Below are 24,396 nucleotides of genomic sequence, written 5' to 3'. Positions count from 1 at the left end.
CGAAGGTGAACTTCATCCTCATCCTCGCCGTGCTGGCCAGTGGCGTTGTGCTGGTGCACAGCGCCTACGAGTCGCGCCGCCTGTTCGCCGAGCGMGACAAGGCCAAGGCCGAAGGCCAGCGCCTGGCTGCCGATGCCGAACGCCTGGCCGCCGAGCGCCATGCGCAGGCGACCAACTTGCGCGTCGAACAGGTTGCGCGTGAGCGCCTGGGCATGCGCGTGATCTCGCCGGCCTTGGTTGCCTCGGGAGTCGGCCAATGAGCAAAGCGCCCAAGTCCGGCGCACGCGCCCTCGGCTCGGGTCGTGGCGTCAGCTATTCCACCAGTCCGCTGCTGGCGTCCAAGACGCCGCCCTGGCGCTCGCGCTTCCTGGTCGCTCTCGTCGGCCTGGCCTTCCTGGGCCTGCTCACGCGAGCCATCTGGGTGCAGGTGCTGAACACCGACTTTTTCCAGAAGCAGGGCGAGGCCCGTTACGCCCACACGCTGGAGCTGCCGGCTAGCCGCGGCCGCATCAACGACCGCACCGGCCAGGTGCTGGCCGCGAGCGTGGCCGTGCCGTCGATCTGGGCCATCCCCAAGGAAGTCGATGCCGACGCCGACAAGCGCCGCGCGCTGGCCAAGGCCCTGGGCCTGTCGAACAAGGAGCTGGAGGCCAAGCTCAACCCCGAGACCCGCTTCGTCTGGCTCAAGCGCCTGGCCGACGACGAGACCGCCGCACGCGTGAAGGCCATCGGTCTGAAGGGTGTGTTCCAGGACCGCGAATACCGCCGCAAATACCCCGAGGGCGAGGCCGCGGCGCACGTCGTCGGCTTCACCGGCGCCGAGGACCGCGGCCAGGAAGGCATCGAGCTGGCCTTCCAGAAGGAGCTGCAGGGTCGCGACGGTTCGCGCTCCGTCGTGCGCGACCGCTTGGGCCGTGTCGTCGAGGACATCGGCGACGTCGTGCCGGCCGCCAACGGCCACGACATCGACCTGTCCGTCGACTCCAAGGTGCAGTTCTTCGCCTACCAGCGCATCCGCGACGCGGTGGCCGAGAACAAGGCCAAGGCCGGCTCCGTCGTCGTGCTGGACGCCCAGACCGGCGAGGTGTTGGCCCTGGCCAACTTCCCGAGCTACGACCCGGGCAACCGCCAGAACCTGTCCGGCGAGCAGCTGCGCAACCGCGCACTGACCGACGTCTTCGAGCCCGGCTCGACGATGAAGCCTTTCATCGCCGGCCTGTCGATGGAGACCGGCCGCACGACGCCCGACAGTCTCGTCGACACCGGCAACGGCAAATACGCCTTCCAGGGCGCCGTCATCAGCGACACCAAGCCGCATGGCGTGATCCCGGTGCGCGAGGTCATCAAGTTCTCCAGCAACATCGGCGCCACCAAGCTCGCGATGCAGATGCAGCCGCGGGAGATGCACGAGATGTTCACGGCCATCGGCCTGGGCCAGCGGCCGCAGATCAGCTTCCCCGGCGCGGTGACCGGCAAGCTGCGTCCCTACAAGACCTGGCGGCCCATCGAGCAGGCGACGATGAGCTATGGCTACGGCCTGTCGGCGTCGCTGTTCCAGCTGGCGCGGGCCTACACGGTGTTCGCGCGCGACGGCGAGATCGTCCCGGTCAGCATGCTGCGCCAGCCGCACGACCATCCGATCGCCGGCATCCGCGTGTTCTCACCCAAGGTCACGCAGGACCTGCGCCTGATGCTGCAGGCCGCCGCTGGCCCGGGCGGCACGGCGCCCGAGGCGCAGGTGCCGGGCTACAGCATCGGCGGCAAGAGCGGCACGGCCCACAAGCAGGAAGGCAGCGGCTACGCCAGCCACAAATACCGCTCCTGGTTCGTTGGCATCGCCCCCATCAGCAAGCCACGCATCGTCGTCGCCGTCATGGTCGACGAGCCGACCGCGGGCGTTTACTACGGCGGCAAGGTCGCCGGCCCGGTGTTCAGCCAAGTCACCGCCCAGACGCTTCGTTTGCTCGGCGTACCGCCCGACCTGGACGTGAAGAGCCAGATCGTGGCCAACCAGAAGGCCGTCGCGGTCGAAGAGAGCTTTTGATGCTGACACGCCTCAAGTCCCCCGATGCCGCTGCTCGCTGGCTGTCCGAATGGTGCACCGGCACGCTGCGCACCGACAGCCGCCAGGTCCGCCCCGGCGATGCCTTCATCGCCTGGCCCGGCTATGCACGCGACGGCCGCGAGTTCGTCGCGGCGGCGCTGGAAGCCGGCGCCTCCACCTGCCTGGTTGAAGAGGCCGATGTCGAGCGCTTCGGTTTCGTCGATGCGCGTGTGGCCTCGCTGCCTGGACTGAAGGCCCGCACCGGCGAGATCGCCGCCACCTTCTTCGGCAAGCCGACCGACACGCTGGACGTCATCGCCGTCACCGGCACCAACGGCAAGACCTCGTCGGCCTGGTGGATCGCCCAGGCCTCGGCGCAGTTGGGCAAGCGCTGCGGGGTCGTCGGCACGCTGGGCATCGGCGAGCCGCCCAAGCTGGACTACAACGGCCTGACCACGCCAGACCCCGTGCTGCTGCAGGCGGCCTTCGCCCGTATGCGCGACGAGGCCTTCTCGGCCTGCGCCATCGAGGCCAGCAGCATCGGGCTCAATGAAGGACGCCTGGCCGGCAGCGCCGTGCGCGTGGCGGTGTTCACCAACTTCACACAGGACCACCTCGATTACCACCGCACGATGGATGCCTACTGGGCGGCCAAGCGTGCGTTGTTCGCCTTCCCCGGCCTGCGCGCCGCGGTCATCAATCTTGACGATCCGCAAGGCGAGGCCCTCGCCGCCGAGTTGGTCGCCCTCGATGTCTGGACCACCGGCGTCGCACGCAGCGACGCGCGCCTATCGGCCCGCGGCCTGCACTACACCGGCGAGGGCCTGGCCTTCACGCTGCATGAGGGCGAGGAAGCCCTGCCGGTGCAGACCAGCCTGATCGGCGACTACAACGCGGCCAACCTGCTCGGCGTGGCCGGCGCTCTGCGCGCCCAGGGCTCTGCCCTGGCCGACGTGGCGCGCGTGCTGGGCCGCGTGACGCCGGTGCCGGGCCGCATGCAACGTGTCGGCAATGGCCGGGAGCTGCCCCAGGTCGTGGTCGATTACGCGCACACACCGGATGCCCTGGACAAGGCGCTGTCCGCCCTGCAGGGCCTGGCCCAGGCGCGTGGCGGCGAGCTGGTCTGCGTGTTTGGCTGCGGTGGTGACCGCGACCGCGGCAAGCGGCCGCAGATGGGTGCCATCGCCGCCCGGTTGTCGGGTCGCGTCGTCATCACCACCGACAACCCACGCACCGAAGCGCCGGCACAGATCATGGCCGACATCGCGGTCGCCGCGCCCGAAGCCATCGTCGTCGAGGCCCGTGAGGAAGCGATCCGGGCCGCGGTGATGAATGCCGGCTCGCGCGACATCGTGCTCATTGCAGGCAAGGGCCACGAGGACTATCAGGAAGTGAACGGCGTGCGCCGGCCCTTCTCGGATGTTGGCGAAGCGCGCGCGGCGCTGCTGGAAAGGGCGGGTCTGTGAACCTGTTTTTGACGCTGGCTGAAGCGCAGGCGCTGCTGCCGGGATCGACGCTGGTCGGCGACGGCGCGACGGGCCTCGCCCGCGTGCACAGCGACACGCGCACGCTGCGGGCGGGCGACCTCTTCGTCGCCCTGCGCGGCGAACGCTTCGATGCCAACGACTTCCTTGGCGAAGCCAAGGCTTCGGGCGCCGTTGCCGCGCTGGCTGAGCGCGGGCTGGCAGAAGCGGGCCTGCCGGGCCTGCTCGTCGCCGATGCGAAGCTGGCACTGGGCCAGCTCGCCGCTGCGTGGCGCCGTCAGCAACAGCTGCCCGTCATTGCCGTCACCGGATCCAACGGCAAGACGACGACGACGCAGATGATCGCAAGCATCCTGCGTGCGTGGGTGGGCGATGCGGCGCTTGCGACCGAAGGCAACTACAACAACGATATCGGCGTGCCGCTGACGCTCTTGCGCCTGCGCCACGACGACGAGACCAGCCACCGCGCCGCCGTCGTCGAGCTGGGCATGAACCACCCCGGCGAAATCGCGCCGCTGGCGGCGATGACCCAGCCGACGGTGGCCCTGGTCAACAACGCCCAGCGCGAGCACCAGGAATTCATGGCCACGGTCGAGGCCGTGGCGCGCGAGAACGGCGCTGTCATCGAGGCGCTGGCGAGCAGCGGCTGCGCCGTTTTCCCGGCCGAGGACGCCTGCGCGCCGATCTGGCTGGAGCTGGCCGGTTCGCGTCCGCACCTGAGTTTTGCATTGCGCGGTGAGGCTGACGTGACGGGCGATGCCGTTTGGATCGGCACGCACTGGGCGCTGGAGCTGCACACGCCCGCGGGCACAGCGCCGGTCGCGCTGCACATGGCCGGCGAGCACAACGTGCGCAATGCACTGGCCGCCGCGGCCTGTGCGCTGGCCGCCGGTGCACCGCTGGCCGCCATTGCTCAAGGCCTGGAAGCCTTCCGTGCCGTCAAGGGCCGCTCGGAGCTCAAGCTCGACGCACGCGGTCGCACGCTGATCGACGACAGCTACAACGCCAACCCCGACAGCGTGCGCGCTGCCATCGACGTGCTGGCCGGCATGCCGGGCGAGGGCTGGCTCATCCTCGGCGACATGGGCGAGGTGGGCAATGACGGTCCGGCCTTCCACCGCGAGGTGGGCGCCTATGCGGCCGAGCGCGGCATCGCCCATTTCTGGACGGCCGGCGGCGCCGCCCGTGACGCCGCAGCGGCTTATGGCCCGGGCGCCCGCGCCTTCGACAACACGGCCGCGCTCATTGCAGCCCTCACAGAACAACCCAGCGTGGCCCAGACCCTGGTCAAGGGCTCGCGCTTCATGAAGATGGAACAAGTGGTCGCTGCCCTACAAACCGGAGACGCCCATGCTGCTTAGCCTCGCCCAATGGCTGCAGGGCCTCTACCCCGACCTGGGCTTTCTGCGCCTCTTCCAGTACATCACCTTCCGCGCGGTGATGGCCGCGATGACGGCGCTGCTGATCGGCCTGGCCTTCGGGCCCTGGGTCATCCGCCGCCTGACCGAGATGAAGATCGGCCAGCCCGTTCGCGCCTATGGCGTGCAGGCGCACCTGGCCAAGACCGGCACGCCGACCATGGGCGGCGTGCTGGTCCTCATCGGCATTGGCGTGTCGACGCTGTTGTGGTTCGACTGGAGCAATCGTTTCGTCTGGGTCGTCATGCTGGTCACCATGGGCTTCGGCGCCGTGGGCTGGGTGGACGACTGGCGCAAGGTCGTTGACAAGAATCCGGAAGGGATGCGTAGCCGCGAGAAGTTCTTCTGGCAGTCGCTGATCGGCTTGTTCGCCGCCCTCTATCTCGCGTTCAGCGTGTCGGAGACGTCATTCCTCGGCGTCGTGCAGCTGTTCTTTCGCTGGGTGTCCAGCGGCTTCTCGACCGAGCTGCCGCCCAAGGCCGACCTGCTGATCCCCTTCTTCAAGACCATCAGCATGCCGCTGGGCGTCTGGGGCTTCGTCGCGCTGGCCTATTTCGTCATCGTCGGCACCAGCAACGCGGTCAACTTCACCGACGGCCTGGACGGCCTGGCCATCATGCCGGTCGTCATGGTCGGCTCCGCCCTGGGCCTGTTCGCCTACCTGACCGGCTCGTCGGTGTTCTCCAAATACCTGCTGCTGCCCTACATCCCAGGCGCCGGCGAGCTGCTGATCTTCTGCGCCGCGATGGCTGGCGCAGGCCTGGCCTTCCTGTGGTTCAACGCCCATCCCGCGCAGGTGTTCATGGGTGACGTCGGCGCGCTGGCGCTGGGCGGCGGTCTCGGGACGCTGGCCGTCATCACGCGCCAGGAAATCCTGCTGGGCATCATGGGCGGCATCTTCGTGGCCGAAGTGTTGAGCGTGATGCTGCAGGTCAGCTGGTTCAAGTTCACGAAGAAGAAATTTGGCGAGGGCCGGCGCATCTTCAAGATGGCGCCGCTGCACCACCACTTCGAGAAGAGCGGCTGGAACGAGACCCAGGTCGTCATCCGCTTCTGGATCATCACGATGCTGCTGTGCCTCGTCGGCCTGGCCAGCCTCAAGCTGCGGTGACCGCATGAAGCTGGACCTGCCGCAACTCGTCGATCAGCGCGTGCTCGTGCTGGGCCTGGGTGACTCCGGCCTGGCGATGGCGCGCTGGTGCGCGGGCTTCGGCGCGAAGGTGACCGTGTGGGACTCTCGAGAGCAGCCGCCGCAGCGCGCAGCACTGGGCGAGTCGGCGCAGTTCATCACCGGCGAGCTGACGGCGGAGATGGTGGCGGGCTTCAACTCGGTGTTGAAGAGCCCAGGCCTGTCGCCGCTGGATGCGCGCCTGGCGGCTGTTTACGCCCACGGCCCCGCAGTGCGGGGCGAGCTGGATCTGTTCGCTGATTCACTGGCCGCGCTGAAGGCCCAGCACGGCTACGCACCCGCCGTGCTCGCCATCACCGGGACCAATGGCAAGACGACCACGACCTGCATGACCGGCCTGCTCGTCGAGCGTGCCGGCAAGCGCGTGGCCGTCGCCGGCAATATCGGCCCGACCTTGCTGGACACGCTGACCGAGGCGCTGGCCAAGGAGCCCGATCCGGCACCGGTCGAAACGCCGGCCGAAGTCGTGGCCGAGGAGATCGAAGACGCTCCCGTTGAGGAGGCTGCTGAGGAAGAAGCGGCGGTGCTGCCCGACGAGGAAACGCCCCTGCCCATTGACCCACCGCCACCGCGTGGCCCGGTCTTCGAGACCCTGCCCGAGGTCTGGGTGCTGGAGCTGTCCAGCTTCCAGCTTGACGGCGTCAACGGCTTCGAACCCACGGCCGGTGCGGTGCTGAACCTGACCCAGGACCACCTCGACTGGCATGGCGACATGGCTGCCTATGGTCGTGCCAAGGCGCGCATCTTTGGCCGCGAGTCCGTCATCGTCGTCAACCGCGACGACACCGAGGTCGAAGGCCTGGTGCCGGCACCGGTGTTCGTCAAGGGCAGCCGCGGCAAGCCCGGCCGCACCGTGTCGCGCCATGTCGTGCGTTTCGGTCTGAACCCGCCCAAGGTCGCAGGCGACTTCGGCCTTGTCGATGAAGGCGGCCTGACCTGGCTGGTGCGCGCCCTGGAGCTGGACCCGACGATCAAGCGCAAGAAGAACGACGAGGAAGAGCCGCTGATCATCCAGCGCCTGATGCCCGCCGATGCGCTGCGCGTGCGCGGCCGCCACAACGCCGCGAACGCGCTGGCGGCACTCGCGCTGGCGACAGCGGCCGGCTGCGAGCTGGCGCCCATGCTGCACGGCCTGCGCGAATATCGCGGCGAGCCGCATCGCGTCGAACCCGTGGGTAGCATCGAAGGCGTCGAGTTCTTTGACGATTCCAAGGGCACGAATGTCGGCGCTACCGTCGCCGCGATCTCCGGCCTGGGTGCCGACCGCGCGCCGGCCAAGCTGGTCCTCATCCTCGGCGGCGATGGCAAGGGCCAGGACTTCGCGCCACTGGCCGATGGTGTTGCCCGCCATGCCCGCGCCGTGGCGCTGATTGGTCGCGATGCGCCTCAGATTGAAGCAGCGCTGGCCAACACCGGCATTGCCATGCAGCACCACGCGACGCTGGAGGCCGCCACGACCTGGTGCCTGCAGCAGGCCCAGAGCGGCGACAGCGTGCTGCTGTCCCCCGCCTGCGCCAGCCTGGACATGTTCCGCAACTACGCCCACCGCGCCGAGGTCTTCGTCGCCACGGTGCAGGGTCTCGCCGACGAACGCGGGGTGGCGCTATGAGCGCCGCGCCGGGCCGTCCCAAGCAAGCTCGCTCCCGCTCGGCGGGACAGCGCGCAGCGCGAAGGGTGCATCAATGACTGCGGTCTTGAACGGCTTCACCGCCAGGCTGCAGTCGCTCTGGAAAAAGGGCGACACCGAGGATGCCAGCGTGCCGGTGCGCGACTGGGTGTCGACCTCGGCCGGCCGACCGACGCAGTTGCAGGGCTTCGACATCACCATGGTGTGGGTGGTGCTCGCGCTGATGGCCTTTGGCCTCTTGATGGTCTATTCGGCCTCCATCGCGCTGCCCGACAACCCGCGCTTCGCCAAATACCTGCCGACGCACTTCCTGACGCGCCACATGATCGCCATCGGCTTCGCGCTGGTCGCAGGGCTCGTCACCGTGCAGATCCCCGTAGCCATCTGGGAGCGCTGGGCGCCCTGGGTTTTCGTCGCCGCCCTGGTGCTGCTGGTCGCGGTGCTGATCCCTGGCATAGGCAAGGTCGTCTACGGCGCGCGGCGCTGGATTCCGCTGGGCGTCATGAACTTCCAGCCCAGCGAGCTGGCCAAGTTCGGCATCGCGCTGTACGCGGCCAATTACATGATGCGCAAGATGGACGCCCGGGAGAATTTCTTCCAGGCCGTCACGCCGATCGCGATCTCGCTGGCCTTCATCGGCCTGCTGCTGCTGGCTGAACCCGACATGGGTGCCTTCATGGTCATCGCGGCCATCGCGATGGGCATCCTGTTCCTGGGCGGCGTCAACGGCCGCATGTTCCTGCTCATCACGCTGGTGCTGGTGGGAGCGTTCGTGTTGATGATCAGCTTCAGCGAGTTCCGCCGCGAGCGCATCTTTGCCTACCTGAACCCCTGGGACGAGAAGTACGCCCAAGGCAAGGCCTACCAGCTGACGCACAGCCTGATCGCCTTCGGCCGCGGCGAGTGGCTGGGCCAGGGCCTGGGCGGCAGCGTCGAGAAGCTGCACTACCTGCCCGAGGCGCATACCGACTTCCTGCTCGCCGTCATCGGCGAGGAACTTGGTTTTGCTGGAGTGGCCGTGGTGATCCTTGCGTTCTTCTGGCTGACCCGCCGCTGCTTCCTCATCGGCCGCCAGGCCATCGCACTGGACCGCGTGTTCGCGGGTCTCTACGCCCAGGGCATTGGCATCTGGATGGGCGGCCAGGCTTTCATCAACATGGGCGTGAATCTGGGCGCACTGCCGACCAAGGGGCTGACGCTGCCGCTGATGAGCTTTGGCGGGTCGGCGATCTTGATGAACTGTGTGGCGCTGGCCGTTGTTCTGCGGATCGACTTGGAAAACCGGCAGATGATGCGCGGAGGCAGGTCATGACGCGGCACCTGGTCGTCATGGCCGCCGGCACCGGTGGCCACATCATTCCCGGCCTGGCGGTCGCCGAGGAAATGCAGCGCCGCGGCTGGACCGTGTCGTGGATCGGCACGCCGACCGGCATGGAGAACCGCCTGGTGCCGGCACGTGGCATCGAGCTGGATGCGCTGCCGTTTGCCGGCCTGCGCGGCAAGGGGCTGAAGCATGCGCTGCGCGGCATCGTCGGGTTCTTCAAGTCGCTGGGCCAGGCGCGTCGCGTCTATGCGCAGCGCCATGCGACGGCCGTGCTCGGCATGGGCGGCTATGTCTGCCTGCCGGGCGGCCTCACCGCCGCCTTCACTGGCCGGCCGCTGATGCTGGTCAATGCCGATGCGGCGATGCTGAAAAGCAACCTCGCGTTGAAACCCTTTGCGCGCCGGATTGCATTCGGCTTCGACGGTGCGGCGGCGGCTTCGACGTCGGGCGCTGTCGTCAGCGGCAATCCGGTGCGCGCCGAGATCGAAGCACTGGCTGCGCCCGCCGAGCGCATGGCCGAGCGGTCCGGTCCGCTGCATGTGCTGGTGCTGGGCGGCTCGCTCGGCGCGCGCGCGCTGAACCAGGTAGTGCCGCAGGCGCTGGCGCTGTGGCCCGAGGAACAGCGGCCGCTGGTGCTGCACCAGTCGGGGCAGGACCATCTCGGCGCCGTCTGGCAGGCCTATGCCGATGCCGGCCTGTCGGCGGAAGTGCGCCCCTTCATCGACGACATGGCAGCGGCGCTGGCCTGGGCCGACGTTGTCGTCTGCCGCGCAGGCGCCATCACCGTCAGCGAACTCTGCGCGGCTGGATGCGCCGCAGTGCTGGTGCCGCTGGTTGTCAGCACGACCTCGCACCAGCGCGACAACGCCGTCTTCATGGCCCAGCACGGCGCGGCCATCCATTTGCCCCAGGGCGAGCTGACGCCGGCCAAGCTGCATGAACTGCTGAGCAGCCTGGACCGCAGTGCCTTGCTCGCGATGGGCGAGAAGGCCCGTGGTTTGGCTCGTCCTCGGGCCGCCGCGCGTGTGGCCGATGAAATCGAAGGAATGCTGAAGTGAAGCACGCGGTTCAACGACTGCATTTCGTGGGCATTGGCGGCGCCGGCATGAGCGGCATCGCCGAGATCCTGCACAACCTCGGCTTCACGGTCAGCGGCTCGGATGCCGTCGAGAGCGCGACGACCGAGCGCCTGCGTACCCTGGGCCTGCGTGTCGAGATTGGCCATGCGGCGCCCAACATCGGCGACGCGCAGGCCCTGGTTACCAGCACCGCCGTCGCCGCCGATAACCCCGAAGTGCAGGCCGCTCGCGGCCGTCAGGTGCCGGTGGTGCCGCGCGCTGTCATGCTGGCCGAGCTGATGCGGCTGCGCCGCGGCATCGCCATCGCCGGCACGCATGGCAAGACGACGACGACCTCCCTGGTCACCGCCATCCTCGTCGAAGCGGGCCTGGACCCGACCTTTGTCATCGGCGGCAAGCTCAACGCCGCCGGCGCCAACTCGCGCCTCGGCAAGGGCGAGTTCATCGTCGTCGAGGCCGACGAGAGCGATGCCTCCTTCCTGAAGCTCAGCCCCGTGCTGTCCGTCGTCACCAACATCGACGAGGACCACATGGACACCTATGGTCATTCGGTCGAGCGGCTTCACGACGCCTTCATCGAATTCCTGCACCGCATGCCCTTCTACGGCGCGGCGGTGGTGTGCGCCGACGACCCGGGCGTGCGGGCCATCCTCGGCCGCATCGAGCGGCCGGTCGTCAGCTACGGCTTGTCCGCGGGTGTCGGCGTGCGCGCGGTCGATGTGCAGGCGCTGGCCGGCGCGCAGATGCGCTTCAGCTGCCAGCGCGAGGGCGCGGCCGACCTGGACGTGCTGCTCAATCTGGCCGGCGAGCACAACGTGCGCAATGCGCTCGCGGCCATCGCCATCGCGATGGAGCTGGACTGCCCGGACGAGGCCATCCAGCGGGCACTGAAGAATTTCTCCGGCGTCGGCCGCCGCTTCGAGAAGCATGGCGAATGGCCGGCGGCCGATGGCGGCCGCTTCGAACTGGTCGACGACTACGGCCACCACCCGGTCGAGATGGCCGCCGTGCTGGCCGCCGCACGCGGCGCCTACCCGGGCCGCCGCCTGGTGCTGGCCTTCCAGCCGCACCGCTACACGCGCACGCGGGACTGTTTTGCCGACTTCGTGCGAGTGATGGGCGGCGCAGACGTCGTGCTGCTGACCGAGGTGTACTCGGCCGGCGAGGCGCGCATCGAAGGTGCGACCGGTGAGGCGCTCGCTCAGGCCGTGGGCACGTCGAATTTCGTGGCCGGCGTGGCCGACATGCCGGCGGCGCTGGCCACGTTGACCCGCGATGGCGATGTCGTCATCGGCATGGGAGCAGGCTCGATGAGCAGCCTGCCGGGCCGCGTCGCGGCGCATTTCCAAGGAGGCGCAGCATGAAGTCGCCTGTCGATCTGAACATCGATGCCAAGGCGCTCGGCAAGGTTGCCGTGCTCTTCGGTGGCCACAGCGCCGAGCGGCCGGTGTCGCTGATGAGCGGCAACGGCGTGCTGGCCGCGCTGCAATCCATCGGCGTCGATGCGCACGCCTTCGATCCCGCCAAACGTCCGTTGCAAGCCCTGAAGGACGAGGGCTTTGATCGTGCCTTCATCGCGTTGCACGGTCGCGGCGGCGAGGACGGCACCATCCAAGGCGCTCTCGAATGGCTGGGCGTTCCCTACACCGGCTCCGGCGTGACGGCCTCCGGCGTCGCGATGGACAAAACCATGACCAAGCGGCTGTGGGCCAATGAGGGCCTGCCGACGCCGCAATACCTGGCGCTGTCCCGCGCCGACCTGACTCGCGAGCGCATCCGCACGATTCCCGACACGCTCGGCCTGCCCGTCGTCGTGAAGCCGCCGCACGAGGGTTCGAGCATCGGCATCACCAAGGCCGCCGGCTACTCCGACATGCAGGGCGCTGTCGAGTTGGCCCTGGGCTTTGACGATGAGCTGCTGTTCGAGCAGTGCATCGAAGGGCCCGAGCTGACCTGCGCCGTGCTGGGTGAAGGCGAGGGCGCCGTCGCGCTACCCGTCATCGAGATCCGCGCCGAGGCCGGCAATTACGACTTCGCGAACAAGTACGAGACCGACACGACGCAGTATCTGTTCGGCTCGCTGCCCGCCGCGCTGGAGGCCGAGATCGGTCGCCTCGTGCTGCATGCCTATCGCCTGCTCGGCTGCCGCGGCTGGGGTCGCGCCGACCTGATGCTGCGCAAGTCCGACATGAAGCCCTTCCTGCTGGAGATGAACACCAGCCCCGGAATGACGTCGCACTCCCTGGTGCCCAAGGCCGCGCAGGCCGTGGGCGTCGACTACCCGCATCTGTGCCTGTGGCTGCTTGCCCAGGCCAGGCTGGATCGCCTGATCACGTGAACTCCGCCGCCGCCGCCACCGCCGCGCTGCCGTCCGATATCCGCCTGATGAATGCGGTGTCGGCGCTGCTCGTGGCTGCGCTGGTGGCAACCGCCGCTTGGGGTGTGCTGCGCTGGGTCGTGCGCCTGCCGGCGTTCAACCTGCGTGCCATCCAGGTGGAGGGCGATGTCAGCCGCAACAGCGTGGCCTCGCTGCGCGCCAATGCCCTGCCGCGCCTGCACGGCTCCTTTCTCAGCATGAGCCTGAAGGACGGCCGCGCCGCTTTCGAGGCTGTGCCCTGGGTGCGGCGCGCGCAGCTGACGCGCGTCTGGCCGATGCGGCTGCGGGTCAATCTCGAGGAACACCGGGCCGCCGCCTATTGGGAGGCGCGCACCGATGGTGCTGACTCTGCGACCGAGGCCGCGGCCGAACGGGCCCTGGTCAACAGCTTCGGCGAAGTCTTCCAGGCCAATCTCGGCGACGTCGAGGACGAAACCCTGCCGGTACTCGCCGGCCCGGCGCAGACCGCCGGCGCGATGCTGCAGATGTGGCGGGCGCTGTCGCCAGCCGCTGAAAAACTCGGCGAGGGCATCGACCGCCTGGACCTGTCGGGCCGCGGCTCCTGGCGCGCGACGCTGGGCAGCGGCGYCGTTGTCGAACTGGGCCGCGGCAGCGAGACCGACGTGGTCGAGCGCTTCGGCCGCTTCGCCCAATCCATCACGCAGGTCACGGCGACCTACCGCAGCCCACTGCTGTCCGCCGACCTGCGCCACGCCGACGGCTACGCGGTCAAGCTGCGCGGCGTGACGACGAACACCCCGGGTAAACCCGTAAATAGAAAACGTTGAGGACGGACATGGCCAAGGAATACAAGGATTTGGTCGTCGGGCTGGATATTGGGACTGCCAAGATCATGGCCGTCGTGGCCGAGGTTTTGCCGGGGGGGGATTTGCGCATTGCCGGCCTGGGGGTGGCGCCGTCGCATGGCTTGAAGCGCGGCGTCGTCGTCAATATCGACGCCACCGTCCAGTCCATCCAGCAGGCCTTGAAAGAGGCCGAAATGATGGCCGACTGCAAAATATCTAGGGTTTACACGGGGATTACGGGCAGCCATATCCGCGGCCAGAACTCCACCGGCATGGTCATCGTGCGCGACAAGGAGGTCACGCCGGTCGATGTGACCCGCGTCGTCGAAACCGCCAAGGCCATCAATATTCCCAACGACCAGCGCCTGCTGCTGGTCGAGCCGCAGGAATTTGTCATCGACGGCCATGAGGTGAAGGAGCCCGTCGGCATGAGCGGTGGCCGGCTGGAGGTCAAGGTCCATATCGTGACCGGCGCACAGAGTGCGGCCGAAAACATTGTCAAATGCGTGCGCCGCTGCGGTTTGGAAGTGGATCAGCTGGTTTTGAACCCGAGCGCCTCCAGCCATGCCGCCCTGACCGCCGACGAACGCGACCTGGGGGTTGCGCTGGTCGATATTGGCGCCGGCACGACCGATGTGGCGATATTCACCGGCGGCTCGATCCGCCATACCGCCGTCATCCCCATCGCGGGCGACTTGATCACCAGCGATATCGCGATGGCGCTGCGCACGCCGACCAAGGACGCCGAGGAAATCAAGGTCGAATATGGCGTCGCCAAGCAGCTGCTGGCCGACCCCTCCGACCAGGTGGAAGTGCCCGGCCTGGGCGACCGCAGCCCCAGGATGTTGTCCAAGCAGGCGCTGGCCGGCGTCATCGAGCCGCGCGTCGAGGAAATCTTTTCCCTGGTGCATCAGGTCATTCGTGAGAGCGGGTATGAGGAATTGCTGTCCTCCGGCATCGTGTTGACCGGTGGATCGGCCGTCATGCCGGGCATGGTGGAACTCGCCGAGGATATTTTCCTGAAACCCGTCCGCCGCGGCCTGCCCACCTATTCGGGGGCCCTTTACGACATGGTTGCCAACCCCCGATCGGCCACCGTCATGGGCCTGCTGGAGGAGGCCCGGCTGTCACGCAGCCGGGGTTTCAAGGCAGCGCAGCAGGCTGGCTCGGTGCAAACCCTGCTCGGCCGGGTCAAGGATTGGTTCATGGGGAATTTTTGACCCCCACGAATTACGAAAAATTTGTTTCAGCAACTAGTCAATCTATCTGTGCCACGGCACAATTGCAGTAGGAGGTTTGATATGCCCATCGAGATGATCGAAGAGTTTGACCAAGGCACCCAAATCAAGGTGATCGGGGTCGGTGGCGGCGGCGGCAACGCCGTAGACCACATGATCGCCCAGGGCGTTCAAGGCGTGGAATTCATCTGCGCGAATACCGACGCGCAGGCGCTGAATCGGTCCAAGGCCGACCAGTTGCTGCAACTCGGCACCTCCGGCCTCGGCGCCGGCGCCAAACCCGAAATGGGCAAGGCGGCGGCTGAAGAGGCCGAAAACCGCATTCGCGAATCCATCGCCGGCGCCAATATGCTGTTCATCACCGCCGGTATGGGCGGTGGTACCGGCACSGGTGCTGCGCCGGTGATTGCCCGGGTTGCCAAGGAAATGGGCATCCTGACGGTCGGCGTCGTCACCAAACCCTTCGATTTCGAAGGCGGCCGGCGCGCCAAGGCGGCCGATGCCGGCCTGGCTGAACTCGAGGCCAATGTCGACTCGCTGATCGTCGTGCTGAATGACAAGCTGCTCGATGTGCTGGGCGACGATGTCACGCAGGATCAGGCCTTCGCGCATGCCAATGACGTGCTGAAGAACGCCGTTGGCGGCATTTCCGACATCATCCACATTCCCGGCCTGGTCAACGTTGACTTCGAAGACGTCAAGACGGTGATGAGCGAGCCGGGCAAGGCCATGATGGGCACGGCGCAAGCCACCGGCCCGGACCGCGCCGCCAAGGCCGCCGAAGCGGCCGTGGCCTGCCCGCTGCTGGAAGGCATCGACCTCTCCGGTGCGCGTGGCGTGCTGGTGCTGATCGCCGCGGGCCGCAGCAACTTCAAGCTCAGCGAGTCGCGCAACGCGATGAACGCGATCAAGCGCTACGCCTCGGATGAAGCGCACGTCATCTTCGGCACCGCCTACGACGAGAGCCTGGGCGACGCGCTGCGCGTGACCGTCATCGCCACCGGCCTGACGGCCGGCCGCGCCCGCCAGCAGGCGCCGCTGCAGGTCGTGCAGACCCAGCAGGTGGTGCGCAACGGTACCGACGGCATGCCCGTGCTGACGCAGGCCGTGGCCATGGCCACGCCGGCCACGGGCCAGCAGGCCAATGTCGGCCTCGGCCTGGGCGACTTTGCGAACGCCAATGTGCCCAGCGTCTGGCGTCATGGCCGCTCGGGCAGTGCCGCGGCCAAGGTCGAGGCGCTGTCGTCCAACGGCATGGACGAGATCGAGATCCCGGCCTTCCTGCGCAAGCAGGCAGACTGATCAGTCGCTGATCCTAAGAAGGGCGAGCCGTGAGGCTCGCCCTTTTGCTTTGTCAGGACGCGCGTACTACCGCCGCGGCCGGCTTTGCGGCGCCAGAAAGCAGGGCCAGCAAACCGCCTCCCGCCAGCACCAGGGCCAAGGCATCCATGCGCGCACCGGGCAACGTCGCGGCAGCCGTTGTCAGCAGTGCCGCTGCCGCCATCTGCAGAAAGCCCAGCAGCGCGGAGGCCTGGCCGGCCTGCGATGCAAATGGCGTCAACGCCAGTGCGGTGCCAGTGGGTGAGACCAGCCCCATGCCGAACAGGAAGATGCCCACCGCGACGGCAAAGCCCGCGAGACCGGCGCCACTCGCGACAAGCATCGTCAGGCCGCCGAGTGTTGCCAGCGCTGCGCCAATGCGCAGCACGGTGGGGCCACCCCAGCGCGCGGCCCAGCGCGGCGCGGTCTGCCCTGCTGCGAAGACGACGAACACGGACGTGGCAAAGAACAGCCCGACCTGCAGTGCGCTGAAACCGAAGTCGCGCGCCAGCACCAGCGGCGCGGTGCCGAAGAACGCAAACAGCGCGCCGAGGATGGCGGCGGTGGCGAGTGCCGGGCGCATGAAGCGCGCATCACCCAGCAGCACGACGTAGCCGCGTGCCAGCGCGCTGGCCGGCTGGTGTCGCCGTCTCTCGGCCGGCAGCGTCTCGCCGACGATGCCTACATAGGCCGCCGCCAGCGTCATCCCCGCCAGCACCAGCGCGACAAACAGCGCCCGCCAGCCCCAGGCGGCCTGTACAAGACCACCCAGCAGCGGCGAGAAGCCCGGCGCGGCGGCCATGACGACCATGATGCGGCCGAGCAGCGCAGCGAGTTGCGGGCCTTCGAAACGGTCGCGCGCGGCGGCGCGTGCCAGCACCGACGCGGCGGCGACGCCGACGGCCTGAAGCGCGCGGCCGAGCAGCAGCAACGGCAGATCGCTCGCCAAAGCACAAACCACGCTGCCCACGATGAAGACGGCCAAGCCGCCCAGCACCACGGGCCGGCGGCCGATGCGGTCCGACAGCGGGCCGACGATGAGTTGGGCCAGCGCGAACACGGCGAGGAAGAGGCTGAGCACCGCCGTCATGGCCGCCTCGCTCGACCCCAGGGCCTGCGCCATCACGGGCAGAGACGGCAGCAGGATGTTGGTGGACAGCGTCGCCAGCGCTGACAGCGCGGCCAGCGTCAGCAGCCAGGGGCGGGGCACGGCGCTCATTGCCTGGCTCCTTCGGCAATGAAGGCAATGCTGCGCGCAATGACGTCGGCATCCGCCAGCAGACGGCGATGGCCAAGCCCGCTCACGCGCTGCAGATGCGAGCCAGCCCAAGCCGCATGCAGCGCCTCGGATGCAGCAATGGGCACGGTGCGGTCCTCGGGGTCGTGCACGATCAGGCTGGGGTGAAGCAGGCCATGCTGCAGCCTTTCCAGGTCCACATAGGTGATGCGCGTGCCGATGAAGCGTTCCACCCAGCCCGCAAATGCGGCCGCATCCGCCGGGCCCAGGCCTTGAGCGGCGGCCAGGCCCTTGACCATGGGCGACAGCGAGGAGGGGCCGGCCAGGTGCACGCTGCGCCCGACTCGCCAGCCGTGGGCAAACGCGAGCAGCGCGGCGGCCGAGCCCATCGAATGGCCGATGACGCCGTGCACCTCCTTGCCGATGTCGGCCACCACGGCGCGCAGTGCGCGGCCGGCATGCACGACGCTGGCCGCATGACCGGTCGAGTCGCCATGGGCGGGTAGATCGAAAAGGGTGACCGAGAAGCCGGCCTCGACCAGGGGCCGGGCGAAGCCGAGCAGATGGGCACCGCGGCTGTTCCAGCCGTGGACGAGGACAACGCGTGGGCCGACGCCCAGCGTCCAGCGCGCGAGCTTGAGGCCTTCGTGGCGCAGCGGCGGTTCGGCGTGGCAAGCCAACGCAGCGCGCTCCTCGGCCGTCAGCGGCACGCGCTCGGGCGCCGAGAAGGCATGGCGGGCCGCTGCGAGGTGGCCGTCGTCATGGGCCGTGAAAGGCGCTGCAAGGGCAGGGGAGGCGAGCATGGCGTTCTCCTGAGTTTCGGGGCTCAGCCCGCGTAAGCTGGCGCGGCCGTGGACAGGCTCTGCTTGACCTGGCGGCTGATGTCGTCAGCCAGCACCTCGAAGGCGCCGGCCTCCAGCCCGGCCAGGGCCATGCGGGCGACATCGGCCGGCGCAGACTTGGGCGCGTCCAGGCCGCGCGTCATGTCGGTGTCCATATAGCCCACATGCAGACTGGTCAGCTGCGTGTCCTGGGCCTTCAGCTCGCTGCGCAGCCCATTGCTCAGCGCCCAGGCGGCGGCCTTGCTGGCGCTGTAGGGCGTCAGGCCCGGTACCGTCACCCAGCTCAGCACGGACAGCACATTCAGCACCGCGCCGCCGCCGTTGGCCTGCAGCACCGGCGCGAAGGCCTGGGTCAGCGCCCAGACGCCGAAGAAGTTGGTGTCCAGATGGCGGCGCGCCGTCGCGATGGCATCCGCGCCGAGAACGCCGGCCTGCTGCGAGATGCCCGCGTTGTTGATCAGCAGCGTCACATCCGTACATTGCGCAGCCGCGGCGGCCACCTGGGTGGGGTCGGTTACGTCCAGTGCGACGGGCACGACGCCGGGCAGATCGATGGAGGCCGGGTCACGCGCGGCGGCATAGACCTTGGCGGCGCCCGTGGCCAGCGCGGCCTGGGCAAAGGCGCGGCCCAGGCCGCGGTTGGCACCGGTGATGAAGACGACGGCGTTCTTGAGCCTCATGGTGGCAATTCCTTCTCGATCTGCTTATTCATGTCGAACGACATGATTGATATAAATGTCGGTCAACATATAAAATGCGTCAAGCCCGCCCACCAAAGACCCCAGGAGACCGCGATGAAGGTCAGCCGCGCCCAGGCCGAAGAGAACCGCGAACGCATCCTCGACAACGCCGCCCAGCTGTTTCGCGAGCGCGGCTTCGATGGCATCGGCCTGAACGACCTGATGCAGGCCGCTGGCCTGACGCGTGGCGGCTTCTATGGCCACTTCGAGTCCAAGGACGACTTGGCCGCCCAGGCGACGCGGCGCGCGCTGCAGGCCAACCGCGAGCAGTGGAAGACGCAGGCCGACCGCAGCCTGCAGGCCTGGGTCAAGGCCTATCTGTCCGACGCTCACCGTGACCATATCGGTGCCGGCTGCGGCCTGGTCGCGCTGGCAGGCGACGCGGCGCGCGGCGGGCCGGCCGTGCGGGAGGTGTTTGCAGAGGGCGTCGCCAACCTCGTGGCGACGCTGCAGGAACAGATGCCAGCCGACTCGGCGCCCGAGCAACGCGAGCAGGCGCTGGCCATGCTGTCCACGCTGGTGGGGGCGCTGTTGCTGTCGCGCGCTGTCGGCGGCGACACCGCGCTGTCCAGCGAACTCCGCGAGGCCGCCCGCAAGAGTCTGCCTGCCGGCGGCTGAACGGTCGCCACCCGCCGCCCAGCGGTGCTGCGGTGGTTGGGGCGCGGCCAGCCCCTGTGGCATGCTCGCGCCCCATGTCAACGCCTAGAAGAAATCATAGGGATGCTTGAGTTGGGCCTGCTATGGCGCCGCGGCCTGCTGCTGCTGGCCTTGCTGGCCTGTCTGCCGTTACAGGCACAGCGATTGCCCCAACCCAGCGCACGGGCCGGGAGCGATGACGCGGCCCCCGCTGAGCTTGCCACCACCGCCTGGACGCGCGACCAGCTCGACGTCTGGTGGACCGCACTGCGCCACCACACGGTGGCCGGCGGCGACCATCTCGAGCTGCCGCCTGAACTGCTGCCTCCCGAGGACGAAGCGGCCTGGAAGCCCGTGGCGATGCCTGACGTGCGCTCACGCCCCGGCGCGGCCATGGTCAGCGATGCGCGGGGCTACGAGATGCGCTGGTACCGACTTCACGTACCGGGCGGGCGGGACGAAGCCATGGCCTTGTATCTGCCGCGTCTGGTCACGTTGTCGGCCGCGGTGCTGGCCCGCACCGACAAAGGCTGGCAGGCCCTGCTGGACAACCAGCATGCCGAGCGCGAGCAATGGGTGCAGCCCCTGTGGCTGCCCTTGCCCGGCATCGGTGCCCAGGGGCTGGACGTGGTCGTCGCTCTGCCGGTGCCGGCGGGCAGCTATCACGCGGTGTCACGCATCTGGATCGCCCCGCGCGATCAGCTGGAAAGACGCTGGCTGTGGCGGGTGCGCGCCCAAAACGGCCTGCCCCAGGCCGTCAGCCTGACGCTGGCGGTGCTAGGGCTGTTCGCGCTGACGCTGTGGTTGCGCCGCCCCGAGGCCATCTATGGGCTGTTTGCCCTCGGTGCCGCCGCATGGATGGTGCGCAACCTGCACTATTACGTCAGCCTGCCGGCTTCGCCGGCGGGGCAGGACTGGTTCTGGTGGGCCACACACGCATCCATGGGCTGGGTCATGCTGACGGCGCTGTTGTTCGCGCTGCGCTTTGCGAGCCGGCGCATCCTGTGGCTGGAGTGGGCGTTGACCGCCAGCGTGACGTTGGTGAGCCTGCTCAGCATGCCGCTGTGGCTGCGCCAGCTCGACATGGTCGTCATGCAGTACGCCGTCACGGCCGGCGTCGCCACCATCGGCACGGCCTGGGTGGCTTTCCTGGCCTGGCGGGAGCGCCGCACCGAGCTGCGCATCATGGCCGTGGCGCTGGTCATCGGCGTCGTCATCGGCGGCCACGACCTCGCCGTGCTGGCCGGCTGGGCCTGGCCCGAACACTTCTTCCTGATGCCGTTCGCGACGCTGGCCGTCATGCTCAGCTTCCTGCATGCGGTGCAGCGCCGCTATGTCGGTGCCGTCGAGCAGGTCCAGGCCGAGAACAGCCAGCTGCAGGAGGACCTGGACGAGCAGGTCTCGGTGCTGCATGCGCAGAACGCGCAGCTGCGCGAGGCCGAGCGCCAGCAGGCCCTGCTGCTGGAGCGTCAGCGCATCATGGCCGACATGCATGATGGCCTCGGCTCCTCGCTGCTGTCGGCGCTGGTGGCGATGGAGCAGGGCAGCATGTCGCACGAGCAGTGCGTGGAGGTGCTGCGCGAATGCGTGGACGACCTGCGCCTGGTCATCGACTCGCTGGAGCCGGTCGGCCACGACCTCGTCTCGCTGCTGGCGACGATGCGCTACCGCCTGGGAAAAAGGCTGCAGATCGGCGGCCTCAAGCTTGACTGGGACGTGCAGGACCTGCCGCCCCTGGCCTGGCTGGAGCCGCCCGACGCGCTGCATGTGCTGCGCCTGATGCAGGAGGCACTGAACAACGTGCTCAAGCATGCCCAGGCCAGCCGCGTGCGCATGGTGACGCGCCACCACGGCAGCTATGTTGAGATCCGCGTCGAGGACGATGGCGCCGGCTTCGACCTGCAGAGCATTCAGCACGGCCGCGGCCTGAAGAGCCAGATCAAGCGCGCCCAGCGCCTGGGCGGCAAGCTGCGCATCGACTCCCAGCCCGGCATGGGCACGCGCCTGTCGCTCAGATTGCCCGTGGAGCGCAAAGGCGAGGTCTGATCTTGGACAATTGACCCCATGGTCAAGCAACGCACCCTGAAGTCGATCACACGCGCCGTCGGCGTCGGCATCCACAGCGGCCAGAAGGTCGAGCTGACATTGCGCCCAGCGCCGGCTGACACCGGTATCGTCTTCCGCCGCGTCGACCTCTGCCCACCGGTCGACATCCCGGTCGGTGTGACGTCGGTCAGCGACACGCGCATGGCCACCACCATCAGCCCTGGCGGCGACCCGGGCGCGCCCAAGGTGCAGACCATCGAGCATCTGCTGTCCGCCTGCGCGGGCCTGGGCCTGGACAACCTCATCATCGACATCAACGCCGACGAGGTGCCGGTGTTGGATGGCTCCGCGGCGAGCTTCGTCTTCCTGCTGCAGTCGGCCGGCATCGTCATGCAGGACGCGCCCAAGCGCTTCCTGCGCGTGAAGAAGCCCATCGAAGTGCGCCACGGCGAGGGCAAGAAGCTGATGTGGGCGCGGCTGGAGCCGCATCACGGCTACACACTGAGCTTCGAGATCGAGTTCGACAACCCGGCCGTGGCCGCCACCGGCAGCAGCTTTGTCTTCGACATGGGTTCGGGTACCTACAAGAAGGAGATCGCCCGCGCACGCACCTTCGGCATGACGGCCGACATCGACCTGATGCGCTCGCGCGGCCTGACGCTGGGCGGCTCCATGGACAACGCCATCGTCGTCGACGACTACAAGGTGCTGAACGCCGACGGCCTTCGCTATGACGACGAGTTCGTCAAGCACAAGATCCTGGATGCCATCGGTGACATGCAGGTCGCCGGCATGCCGCTGCTGGCGGCGTACACCTCCTTCAAGGGTGGCCATGCGCTGAACAACAAGCTGCTGCGCGCGCTGCTGGCCGACGAGGCCGCCTACGAGATCGTCAGTTTCGACGACGAGCGCGCAGCGCCCAAGGGCTTCGCCGAGCTTGCACCAGCATGGTGATGAGAGCGTTTACATGCTGATTGCCCGCCTCGTCGTCGGCCTGCTGCTGTTCTCGGCCGTCCTGTGCTTCGCCTTTTCCATCGCCACCGGCCAGGCGCGCTGGCGGCGGCTTGGGCTGATGATCATGAAATGGACGCTGGTGGCCGGTTTGGCCTTCTTCGGCGTGCTCATCCTGGAGCGATTGGCGCTGTTGCTGTGACGCTCGTCACGCCGCATCGCGCGCCCCCTTGGCTTGCGGGGATGCGAGGCCGGCGGCATGTGCTCAGAATGCAATCACGGTCGCTGTTCGCGTTGCAGCGGCCCAGTCCGGGACTCCACAAACCGGGCGCCACGCGCGGAGAAGGCCGGGGGGCCGGGGAAGCGCAGTGGATTGAAGAGAGAGAGATCGTTGTTGAAACTGATTGGGCCGCTCCCGCAGGAGCGGCCCTTTTTTTGTTCCCGCACCCCAGCTCAAGCTGTCGACAAGCTGTCCGTCTTTGCTTGAATTCAGCTGCCGAGATAGCGGCTGCGCAGATGGGCCTCGAAATGCGCCGGGTTCAAGGCCTCGCCGCTGGCGCGCCGCACCAGTTCGGGCGTCTCATAGCGGCTGGCCGTCTGCCAGACATGGGTGGACAACCAGTCGAACACCGTGCCCAGTTCACCGCGGGCGATCTGCGCATCCAGGTCGGGGCGTTGGGACCGCATCGCCGCAAACCACTGCGCCGCGTACATGGCGCCGAGCGTGTAGCAGGGAAAGTAGCCAAACAGGCCGGCGGGCCAGTGCACGTCCTGCATGGGGCCGTCCTTGAAATTGCCGCGCGTGTCCAGGCCGAGCAGCTCGGTCATCTTGGCGTCCCACAGCGCCGGGATGTCGTCCACCTCGGCCTGGCCTTCGATGAGGGCGCGCTCGATGTCGAAGCGCAGCAGGATGTGCGCGGGGTAGGTCACCTCGTCGGCATCGACACGGATGAACCCGGGCTTCACGCGCGTCAGCAGCTTGTTCAGATTGCTGGGCTCGAAGGCGGGTTGGTCGCCGAAATGCTTCACCAGCAGCGGTGACAGCAGGCCGGCGAAGGCCGGGTGGCTGCCGAGCTGCATCTCGAAGGACAGGCTCTGGCTCTCGTGGATGCCCATGGAGCGCGCCCGGCCCACTGGCTGGCCGAGCAGGTCGCGCGGCAGGTTCTGCTCGTAGCGGCCATGGCCCGTCTCGTGGATGGTGCCCATCAGGCTGGGCAGGAAGTCATCCTCGCGATAGCGCGTCGTCATGCGCACGTCCTCGGGCACGCCGCCGCAGAAGGGGTGGGTGCTCTCGTCCAGGCGGCCGGCCGCGAAGTCGAAGCCCATCAGCTTCATCGCGTCCACGCCGAGGGCCTTCTGGGCCGCCGTGGGGAAGGGGCCGACGGGCTGGATGACGGTCTCACCGGCCTGCTTGGCCGTCACGTCGCGGATCAAGCCCGGTAGCCAGCCGCGCAGCGGCGCAAAGGCGGCCTCGACGTCTGCGCCACGCATACCGGGCTCATAGTTGTCCAGCAGCGCGTCGTACTTGGACAGGCCCGAGCTCTGCGACAGCAACTCAGCCTCCTGGCGCGCAATCCTCAGCACCTCGCGCAGGTTCGGCGCGAAGCCGTCCCAGTCGTTGGCCGGGCGCTGGCTGCGCCAGGCGTGTTCGCAGCGGTTGTTGGCCAGGCTCTTGGCTTCCACCAGCGCCTGCGGCAGCGCGTTCGCGGCGCGCCAGACGCGGCGGATCTCGCGCAGGTTGGCGCGCTGGCCCTCGTCCAGCGGCTCGGCGTCGGCAGCCTCCAGCAGGCCGGGCAGGGCCGGGTCGGTGGCCAGTTGGTGCAGCAAGCCGTCCATCTCGGCCAGGGCCAGGCTGCGCGCTTCGTTGCCCTTGGCCGGCATGTTGGCGGCTTGGTCCCATTGCGCAATGGCCTGCAGGTGGCCGAGGTGGTGCAGGCGCTGCTGGCGCGTGGCCAAATCTTGGTAGGCAGAGGTCATGTCAATCCACGTGGTGGGGTATTGAAACTTGCGGGCCGAGCGCTGGGCCGCTCCCKAGCCG

21 protein-coding genes are annotated in these 24,396 nt (G+C 68.2%); 17 read left to right on the top strand and 4 right to left on the bottom strand.

What is annotated here, in order from left to right; all coding sequences use genetic code 11:
* Nucleotides 1–5 precede the first annotated feature (5 nt).
* The 13 genes from ftsL to ftsZ all read left to right on the top strand — a co-directional run bounded on the left by ftsL (nucleotide 6) and on the right by ftsZ (nucleotide 15,888).
* The gene (gene ftsL, locus ACXJKJ_RS04080) at nucleotides 6–260 is read left to right on the top strand and encodes a cell division protein FtsL (RefSeq protein WP_457389191.1); all 255 of its coding nucleotides are present in this window, start codon (nucleotides 6–8) and stop codon (nucleotides 258–260) included.
* The gene (locus ACXJKJ_RS04075) at nucleotides 257–2,044 is read left to right on the top strand and encodes a peptidoglycan D,D-transpeptidase FtsI family protein (protein ID WP_457389190.1); all 1,788 of its coding nucleotides are present in this window, start codon (nucleotides 257–259) and stop codon (nucleotides 2,042–2,044) included. Before ftsL ends, ACXJKJ_RS04075 begins: the two co-directional genes overlap by 4 nt.
* Entirely contained in the window at nucleotides 2,044–3,510 is a 1,467-nt protein-coding gene (locus tag ACXJKJ_RS04070) for a UDP-N-acetylmuramoyl-L-alanyl-D-glutamate--2,6-diaminopimelate ligase (RefSeq protein WP_457389189.1), read from the top strand. Before ACXJKJ_RS04075 ends, ACXJKJ_RS04070 begins: the two co-directional genes overlap by 1 nt.
* A complete protein-coding gene (locus ACXJKJ_RS04065) occupies nucleotides 3,507–4,889 on the top strand; it encodes a UDP-N-acetylmuramoyl-tripeptide--D-alanyl-D-alanine ligase (RefSeq protein WP_457389188.1) in 1,383 nt (460 codons plus the stop codon). Before ACXJKJ_RS04070 ends, ACXJKJ_RS04065 begins: the two co-directional genes overlap by 4 nt.
* Nucleotides 4,879–6,057 carry a phospho-N-acetylmuramoyl-pentapeptide-transferase gene (gene mraY / locus ACXJKJ_RS04060; protein WP_457389187.1) on the top strand — a complete coding sequence of 393 codons (1,179 nt, stop codon included), beginning with the start codon at nucleotides 4,879–4,881 and terminating at the stop codon, nucleotides 6,055–6,057. The genes ACXJKJ_RS04065 and mraY overlap by 11 nt, the downstream gene beginning before the upstream one ends.
* A gap of 4 nt (nucleotides 6,058–6,061) precedes the next feature.
* Nucleotides 6,062–7,744 (top strand): UDP-N-acetylmuramoyl-L-alanine--D-glutamate ligase, encoded by a 1,683-nt coding sequence (murD, locus tag ACXJKJ_RS04055; protein ID WP_457389186.1) that lies wholly within the window; start codon nucleotides 6,062–6,064, stop codon nucleotides 7,742–7,744.
* 73 nt (nucleotides 7,745–7,817) lie between these two features.
* Nucleotides 7,818–9,074, top strand: coding sequence for a putative lipid II flippase FtsW (ftsW, locus tag ACXJKJ_RS04050; protein ID WP_056202902.1), 1,257 nt, complete (start codon nucleotides 7,818–7,820; stop codon nucleotides 9,072–9,074).
* Nucleotides 9,071–10,144, top strand: a complete 1,074-nt coding sequence (gene murG, locus ACXJKJ_RS04045) for an undecaprenyldiphospho-muramoylpentapeptide beta-N-acetylglucosaminyltransferase (protein ID WP_457389185.1) — start codon at nucleotides 9,071–9,073, stop codon at nucleotides 10,142–10,144. The genes ftsW and murG overlap by 4 nt, the downstream gene beginning before the upstream one ends.
* The gene (gene murC, locus ACXJKJ_RS04040; protein WP_457389184.1) at nucleotides 10,141–11,529 is read left to right on the top strand and encodes a UDP-N-acetylmuramate--L-alanine ligase; all 1,389 of its coding nucleotides are present in this window, start codon (nucleotides 10,141–10,143) and stop codon (nucleotides 11,527–11,529) included. The genes murG and murC overlap by 4 nt, the downstream gene beginning before the upstream one ends.
* Nucleotides 11,526–12,503, top strand: coding sequence for a D-alanine--D-alanine ligase (locus ACXJKJ_RS04035; RefSeq protein ID WP_457389183.1), 978 nt, complete (start codon nucleotides 11,526–11,528; stop codon nucleotides 12,501–12,503). Before murC ends, ACXJKJ_RS04035 begins: the two co-directional genes overlap by 4 nt.
* Nucleotides 12,500–13,330 carry a cell division protein FtsQ/DivIB gene (locus tag ACXJKJ_RS04030; RefSeq protein ID WP_457389182.1) on the top strand — a complete coding sequence of 277 codons (831 nt, stop codon included), beginning with the start codon at nucleotides 12,500–12,502 and terminating at the stop codon, nucleotides 13,328–13,330. Before ACXJKJ_RS04035 ends, ACXJKJ_RS04030 begins: the two co-directional genes overlap by 4 nt.
* A gap of 8 nt (nucleotides 13,331–13,338) precedes the next feature.
* Nucleotides 13,339–14,568: a cell division protein FtsA gene (gene ftsA / locus ACXJKJ_RS04025; protein ID WP_056202917.1), complete on the top strand. Its 1,230-nt coding sequence runs from the start codon at nucleotides 13,339–13,341 to the stop codon at nucleotides 14,566–14,568.
* 81 nt (nucleotides 14,569–14,649) lie between these two features.
* A complete protein-coding gene (gene ftsZ / locus ACXJKJ_RS04020) occupies nucleotides 14,650–15,888 on the top strand; it encodes a cell division protein FtsZ (protein ID WP_056202920.1) in 1,239 nt (412 codons plus the stop codon).
* A 52-nt stretch (nucleotides 15,889–15,940) separates the two neighbouring features.
* Here ftsZ and ACXJKJ_RS04015 read toward each other — a convergent pair whose 3' ends face one another.
* From ACXJKJ_RS04015 to ACXJKJ_RS04005, 3 genes are read right to left on the bottom strand one after another with little or no spacing between them, the layout of a single operon-like run.
* Nucleotides 15,941–17,125, bottom strand: coding sequence for a Bcr/CflA family efflux MFS transporter (locus tag ACXJKJ_RS04015; protein ID WP_457389181.1), 1,185 nt, complete (start codon nucleotides 17,123–17,125; stop codon nucleotides 15,941–15,943).
* Nucleotides 17,122–17,946, bottom strand: a complete 825-nt coding sequence (locus ACXJKJ_RS04010) for an alpha/beta hydrolase (RefSeq protein ID WP_457389180.1) — start codon at nucleotides 17,944–17,946, stop codon at nucleotides 17,122–17,124. Before ACXJKJ_RS04010 ends, ACXJKJ_RS04015 begins: the two co-directional genes overlap by 4 nt.
* A gap of 23 nt (nucleotides 17,947–17,969) precedes the next feature.
* Nucleotides 17,970–18,665 carry an SDR family oxidoreductase gene (locus ACXJKJ_RS04005; protein ID WP_457389179.1) on the bottom strand — a complete coding sequence of 232 codons (696 nt, stop codon included), beginning with the start codon at nucleotides 18,663–18,665 and terminating at the stop codon, nucleotides 17,970–17,972.
* Nucleotides 18,666–18,779: 114 nt separating this feature from the next.
* Here ACXJKJ_RS04005 and ACXJKJ_RS04000 point away from each other — a divergent pair, with 114 nt between their 5' ends.
* The 4 genes from ACXJKJ_RS04000 to ACXJKJ_RS03985 all read left to right on the top strand — a co-directional run bounded on the left by ACXJKJ_RS04000 (nucleotide 18,780) and on the right by ACXJKJ_RS03985 (nucleotide 22,560).
* The gene (locus ACXJKJ_RS04000) at nucleotides 18,780–19,343 is read left to right on the top strand and encodes a TetR/AcrR family transcriptional regulator (RefSeq protein ID WP_457389178.1); all 564 of its coding nucleotides are present in this window, start codon (nucleotides 18,780–18,782) and stop codon (nucleotides 19,341–19,343) included.
* A 102-nt stretch (nucleotides 19,344–19,445) separates the two neighbouring features.
* Nucleotides 19,446–21,407: a sensor histidine kinase gene (locus tag ACXJKJ_RS03995; RefSeq protein ID WP_056202934.1), complete on the top strand. Its 1,962-nt coding sequence runs from the start codon at nucleotides 19,446–19,448 to the stop codon at nucleotides 21,405–21,407.
* Between the two features lie 18 nt (nucleotides 21,408–21,425).
* A complete protein-coding gene (lpxC, locus tag ACXJKJ_RS03990) occupies nucleotides 21,426–22,361 on the top strand; it encodes a UDP-3-O-acyl-N-acetylglucosamine deacetylase (protein ID WP_056202938.1) in 936 nt (311 codons plus the stop codon).
* 13 nt (nucleotides 22,362–22,374) lie between these two features.
* Nucleotides 22,375–22,560, top strand: a complete 186-nt coding sequence (locus ACXJKJ_RS03985; RefSeq protein ID WP_056202941.1) for a hypothetical protein — start codon at nucleotides 22,375–22,377, stop codon at nucleotides 22,558–22,560.
* A 287-nt stretch (nucleotides 22,561–22,847) separates the two neighbouring features.
* Here the strand turns inward: ACXJKJ_RS03985 and ACXJKJ_RS03980 are convergent, their stop codons facing one another.
* Nucleotides 22,848–24,335 carry a carboxypeptidase M32 gene (locus tag ACXJKJ_RS03980; RefSeq protein WP_457389177.1) on the bottom strand — a complete coding sequence of 496 codons (1,488 nt, stop codon included), beginning with the start codon at nucleotides 24,333–24,335 and terminating at the stop codon, nucleotides 22,848–22,850.
* Between the last annotated feature and the right edge of the window lie 61 nt (nucleotides 24,336–24,396).

The sequence above is a fragment of the Roseateles sp. P5_E1 genome, from assembly GCF_054049335.1.
Note: the sequence above shows the minus strand (reverse complement) of the source record. Positions and strands in the feature narration are given on the sequence as shown.

What these genes read in the sequence shown, in the direction of transcription:
- ACXJKJ_RS04075 (WP_457389190.1), top strand. Translation starts at nt 257, where the DNA reads ATGAGCAAAGCGCCCAAGTCCGGCGCACGCGCCCTCGGCTCGGGTCGT.
- ACXJKJ_RS04070 (WP_457389189.1), top strand. Translation starts at nt 2,044, where the DNA reads ATGCTGACACGCCTCAAGTCCCCCGATGCCGCTGCTCGCTGGCTGTCC.
- mraY (WP_457389187.1), top strand. Translation starts at nt 4,879, where the DNA reads ATGCTGCTTAGCCTCGCCCAATGGCTGCAGGGCCTCTACCCCGACCTG.
- murD (WP_457389186.1), top strand. Translation starts at nt 6,062, where the DNA reads ATGAAGCTGGACCTGCCGCAACTCGTCGATCAGCGCGTGCTCGTGCTG.
- ftsW (WP_056202902.1), top strand. Translation starts at nt 7,818, where the DNA reads ATGACTGCGGTCTTGAACGGCTTCACCGCCAGGCTGCAGTCGCTCTGG.
- murG (WP_457389185.1), top strand. Translation starts at nt 9,071, where the DNA reads ATGACGCGGCACCTGGTCGTCATGGCCGCCGGCACCGGTGGCCACATC.
- ACXJKJ_RS04035 (WP_457389183.1), top strand. Translation starts at nt 11,526, where the DNA reads ATGAAGTCGCCTGTCGATCTGAACATCGATGCCAAGGCGCTCGGCAAG.
- ftsA (WP_056202917.1), top strand. Translation starts at nt 13,339, where the DNA reads ATGGCCAAGGAATACAAGGATTTGGTCGTCGGGCTGGATATTGGGACT.
- ACXJKJ_RS04015 (WP_457389181.1), bottom strand. Translation starts at nt 17,125, where the DNA reads ATGAGCGCCGTGCCCCGCCCCTGGCTGCTGACGCTGGCCGCGCTGTCA.
- ACXJKJ_RS04010 (WP_457389180.1), bottom strand. Translation starts at nt 17,946, where the DNA reads ATGCTCGCCTCCCCTGCCCTTGCAGCGCCTTTCACGGCCCATGACGAC.
- ACXJKJ_RS04005 (WP_457389179.1), bottom strand. Translation starts at nt 18,665, where the DNA reads ATGAGGCTCAAGAACGCCGTCGTCTTCATCACCGGTGCCAACCGCGGC.
- ACXJKJ_RS04000 (WP_457389178.1), top strand. Translation starts at nt 18,780, where the DNA reads ATGAAGGTCAGCCGCGCCCAGGCCGAAGAGAACCGCGAACGCATCCTC.
- ACXJKJ_RS03995 (WP_056202934.1), top strand. Translation starts at nt 19,446, where the DNA reads ATGCTTGAGTTGGGCCTGCTATGGCGCCGCGGCCTGCTGCTGCTGGCC.
- lpxC (WP_056202938.1), top strand. Translation starts at nt 21,426, where the DNA reads ATGGTCAAGCAACGCACCCTGAAGTCGATCACACGCGCCGTCGGCGTC.
- ACXJKJ_RS03985 (WP_056202941.1), top strand. Translation starts at nt 22,375, where the DNA reads ATGCTGATTGCCCGCCTCGTCGTCGGCCTGCTGCTGTTCTCGGCCGTC.
- ACXJKJ_RS03980 (WP_457389177.1), bottom strand. Translation starts at nt 24,335, where the DNA reads ATGACCTCTGCCTACCAAGATTTGGCCACGCGCCAGCAGCGCCTGCAC.